We start from the raw sequence: 4,486 nt of genomic DNA, 5'->3' as shown, positions 1-4,486 counted from the left end.
CGTAAGCCGCAGGACGAAACCGCCGCCACCACATTGCTCACGGCGGCGGCCACCCTCCACACCACCGGCGTTCCGGTGGACTGGCACCTGCCCGCCCCCACCCGTCACCTCGACCTGCCCACCTACCCCTTCCAACGCCACCGCTACTGGGCCGACGCCCCGGTGTCCGCTCAGCACCCGGACGAGCGTGAGCGGCAGCTCCTCGACGGGTGGCGTTACGAGGTGGGCTGGGAGGAGCTGGCCCCGAAGGGCACTTCGGAGCTGGGCGGTGAGTGGTGGCTGCTCGTACCGGCGGGGAGTGACGACACGGTCGGCTGCCGTGTGTTCAACGGCATGGCGCGCCGCGCGGCCCGGCTGACCGTCATCGACGTACCGTCGGCGGACCGTGACGAGATCGCCGGGCTGTTGCGTGCCCAGGCGGCCGAGCGGGGAACACCCACGGGGATCCTCTCGCTGCTCGGCGGTGAGCGGCGTGCCGGGGACTCCGCCGCGGCCTCGCACGGCCTGCTGGCCACCGTTGCCGCGGTGCAGGCCGTCGTGGACACCGGGCTCACGACTCGACTGTGGTGCCTGACGACGGGGGCCGTCGCGGTCTCGGGCCCGGAGGAGATCACGGCGGTGGACCAGGCGGCGCTGTGGGGCGTGGCCGTCGGCACCGCCCTCGACCACCCCGACATCTGGGGCGGAATCGTCGACCTGCCCACCGCGTCCGCGGACGCCGAGGTCGGCGCGCTGTGCCGCGTACTCTCCGACGGCGGCGAGGACCAGGTCGCCGTGCGCGAGGGGAAGGTCTACGGGCGCAGGCTGCGGCACGCCCGTGTCGCGGACCCGATCACGTCGGCCTGGCGGCCGCACGGCACCGTCCTGGTCACAGGCGGCACCGGTGGCGTCGGCGGCGAGGTCGCCCGATGGCTCGCCGCGAACGGTGCCGAGCACATCGTGCTGGCCAGCCGCCGCGGCGGAGCCTCGCCCGGGGCCGCCGCGCTCGCCGACGAACTCACCGCCGCCGGTACGCCCGTCACCCTGGCCGCCTGCGACGCCGCCGACACCGACGCCCTGCGGCGGCTGATCGACGGCCTTCCCGGCGACCTGCCCCTCACTGCGGTGGTCCACGCGGCCGGACAATCGCAGCGCCTGGCGCCGCTGACGGAGCTGGACGCCGAGGAGTTCGTCGACGTGATCCGCGCCAAGGTGGCCGGCGCGCTGGCCTTGGACGAGGCGCTGGGGGACCGGCCGCTGGACGCGTTCGTCGTCTTCTCCTCCGGTGCCGCGGTGTGGGGAAGCGTCAACCAGACCGCATACAGCACCGGAAACGCCTTCCTGGACGGCTTCGTCCAGGACCGGCGGCGCCGCGGTCGGCCGGCCACCGCCCTGGCCTGGGGACCGCTCGACACCGGCATGCTCGACGCCGAGGCCGAGGAGTACATGCGCCGCATCGGCGCGCCGCCGATGGCCACCGCCACGGCCCTGCGGGCACTGCGCCACGCCGGCGCCGCGGCCCCCGCCCACCAGGTGGTGGCCGACTTCGACTGGGCCCGGTTCGCACCGACCTTCACGCTGTCCCGCCCGCGCCCGCTGCTCGACGCTCTGCCCGAGGTCGCCGACGCGCTGGGCGGACCGGCCCCCGAGCAGGGTGGCGCCCCCGAACTGGTCGGCAGGCTCGCCGCCTTGCCGCCCGCTGGTCAGCTGAACGCCGTTCTGGACGTCGTGCGCACCCAGGTGGCCGCCGTCCTCGCGTACTCCGACTCCACCACGCTCAACCTCGAACGTCCCTTCACCGACCTCGGCTTCGACTCGGTCGCCGCCGTCGAACTCCGTGGCGGCCTGAGCCGGGCCACCGGCCTGGCGCTGCCCAGCACCCTCGCCTTTGACTTCGCCAGCCCCGCCGCCCTGGCCGAGCACCTGCGCGGACTGCTCTGTCCCGATCCGGCCGAACAGGCCGTCGCGCTGCTCGACGAGCACCTGGTCGGCCTGGAACGGGCGATCGAGGCGATCTCACCGGACGACCTGGCGACCTCCGGGGCGGTGACTCGGCTGCGGTCCGTTCTCGCACGACTCGACAGCCCCTCTGAAGACGGCGCACTCGCCGACCGCCTGGAGTCCGCCAGTGCGGACGACGTCTTCGACTACATCGACAGCGAGCTCGGTCTGGGCGCGAGCAACTGACCTGAAGCCTGAAGGAAGCGGCGGAACCGATGTCCACTGACGACAAGCTCCTCGACTACCTCAAGCGGGTCACGGCCGACCTCGCCCGGACCCGGCAGCGCCTGGCCGAGGCCGAGTCCCGGGACCAGGAGCCCATCGCCATCGTGGCGATGGCCTGCCGCTACCCGGGCGGGGTGCGCTCGCCCGAGGACCTGTGGCGGCTGGTGCGCGACGGTGTCGACGCGACCTCCGAATTCCCGTCCGACCGCGGCTGGCAGGTGCCCCTCGCGGACCCGGCCGACACCGCGGTGGCGGACGCGGAGACCGATGAGCCGGCGGAAACGGCCGAACCGGCGGCGAGCACTGGGACGAGCTACGTCACCCGCGGTGGGTTCGTCACCGACGCCGCCCTCTTCGAACCCGGCTTCTTCGACATCTCGCCGCGCGAGGCCGTCGCGATGGACCCGCAGCAGCGACTGGTCCTGGAGACGGCCTGGGAGGCCTTCGAACGCGCCGGGATCAACGCTCACACCCTGAAGGGCAAACGAGTCGGCACCTTCATCGGCTCCGGCCTCCAGGACTACGGCTACCTGCTCGAAGGCGCCCCCGAGCTGGCCCAGACGTACCAGACGACGTCGACCGCCGCGTCCGTCCTCGCCGGCCGCGTCGCCTACACCTTCGGCTTCGAGGGCCCGACCCTGACGGTGGACACGGCGTGCTCGTCGTCCCTGGTCGCCCTCCACCTGGCCGCGCAGGCCCTGCGCTCCGGTGAGTGCACGCTGGCCCTCGCCGGTGGCGTCATGATCATGTCCACGGAGGGCGCCTTCGTGGGCTTCAGCAAGCAGGGCGGGCTGGCGGCCGACGGCCGCTGCAAGTCCTTCGCCGAGGCCGCCGACGGTACGGCCTGGTCCGAGGGTGTGGGTCTGCTGCTGGTCGAGCGGTTGTCGGATGCGCGTCGGTTGGGGCATCCGGTGTTGGCGGTGGTGCGGGGTTCGGCGGTGAACCAGGACGGTGCGTCCAATGGTCTGACGGCGCCGAACGGGTCGGCGCAGCAGCGGGTGATCCGGGCTGCGCTGGCGAACGGTGGTCTGTCGGCGGCGGATGTGGATCTGGTGGAGGGGCATGGGACGGGGACGCGGCTGGGGGATCCGATTGAGGCTCAGGCGTTGCTGGCGACGTATGGGCAGGACCGGGAGGGCCGGGCGCCCCTTTATCTAGGCTCGTTGAAGTCCAATTTGGGTCATGCGCAGGCGGCTGCGGGTGTGGCTGGTGTGATCAAGTTGGTGGAGGCGATGCGGCATGGGGTGATGCCCAGGACGCTGCATGTGGATGCGCCGTCGTCGCAAGTTGACTGGTCGGCGGGTGCGGTGGAGTTGCTGACCGAGGCGCGGGAGTGGCCGGGGGTGGGGGACCGGCCGCGCAGGGCTGCGGTGTCCTCGTTCGGGATCTCCGGGACCAATGCGCATGTGATCGTGGAGCAGGCTGCGGAGGCGGAGGAGGTTGTCGCCTCGGAGCCGGTGGTGGGTCCGGTGGCGGTGGCGTTGTCCGCGCGTAGCCCTGAGGCCTTGAGCGAGTCGGCCGGGCGGCTTGCGGATTGGTGGTCGGGGCGGGAGGACGTTGAAGTCGCTGAGGTGGCTTCGGCGTTGGTGCATGGCCGGGCTGGGCTTGAGCACCGGGCTGTGGTGGTGGCTGCATCCCGTGAGGAGGCGATCGGGTCCCTGGCGTCCTTTGCGTCGGACGGGACGGGTGCCGTTGTCGGCCGGGTGGGGTCGGGTCGGACGGGGTGGTTGTTCACGGGTCAGGGCTCGCAGTGGCTGGGGATGGGCCGGGAGCTGTATGACGCCAACCCGGTGTTCGCCGAGGCGTTCGACCGGGCGTGCGCGGCGTTGGATGTGCATCTGGAGCGGCCGCTGCGTGAGGTGGTCTGGGGCGAGGATGCCTCGCTGGTGGATGCCACCGTGTTCACCCAGGCCGGTCTGTTCGCCGTGCAGGCGGCTCTGGTGGCCGTACTGCGGCACTGGGACATCCCAGCGGATGTGCTGCTGGGGCATTCCATCGGTGAGATCTCCGCCGCGTATGCGGCTGGGGTGTTGTCGTTGGAGGATGCGGCGCGTTTGGTGGCGGCGCGGGGGGCGTTGATGCAGGCCCTGCCCGCAGGCGGGGGCATGCTCGCCCTGGCCGCCAGCCCCGAGCAGACCGAGGAACTGATCGCCGGTCTGCCGGTGGACGTCGCCGCCGTCAACGCACCGGCCGCGGTCGTGGTTTCCGCAGCGGTGGAGGATCTGGAGACGGTGGCGTCGCGCGCCGAGGAGCAGGGGATAAGGGCGACGAGGTTGTCGGT

General features: G+C 72.4%; 2 protein-coding genes. Both read left to right on the top strand.

The window, feature by feature from the left end:
* Positions 1 to 2,166: SDR family NAD(P)-dependent oxidoreductase (locus AB0M27_RS46865; RefSeq protein ID WP_365732317.1), on the top strand; the 2,166-nt coding region annotated here is incomplete at its 5' end.
* 29 nt (positions 2,167 to 2,195) lie between these two features.
* The coding region (locus AB0M27_RS46860) for a type I polyketide synthase (RefSeq protein ID WP_365732316.1) at positions 2,196 to 4,486 on the top strand (2,291 nt) is incomplete at its 3' end.

This window comes from Streptomyces sp. NPDC052107, assembly GCF_040680215.1.
In the GTDB taxonomy this organism is placed as follows: domain Bacteria; phylum Actinomycetota; class Actinomycetes; order Streptomycetales; family Streptomycetaceae; genus Streptomyces.
Note: the sequence above shows the minus strand (reverse complement) of the source record. Positions and strands in the feature narration are given on the sequence as shown.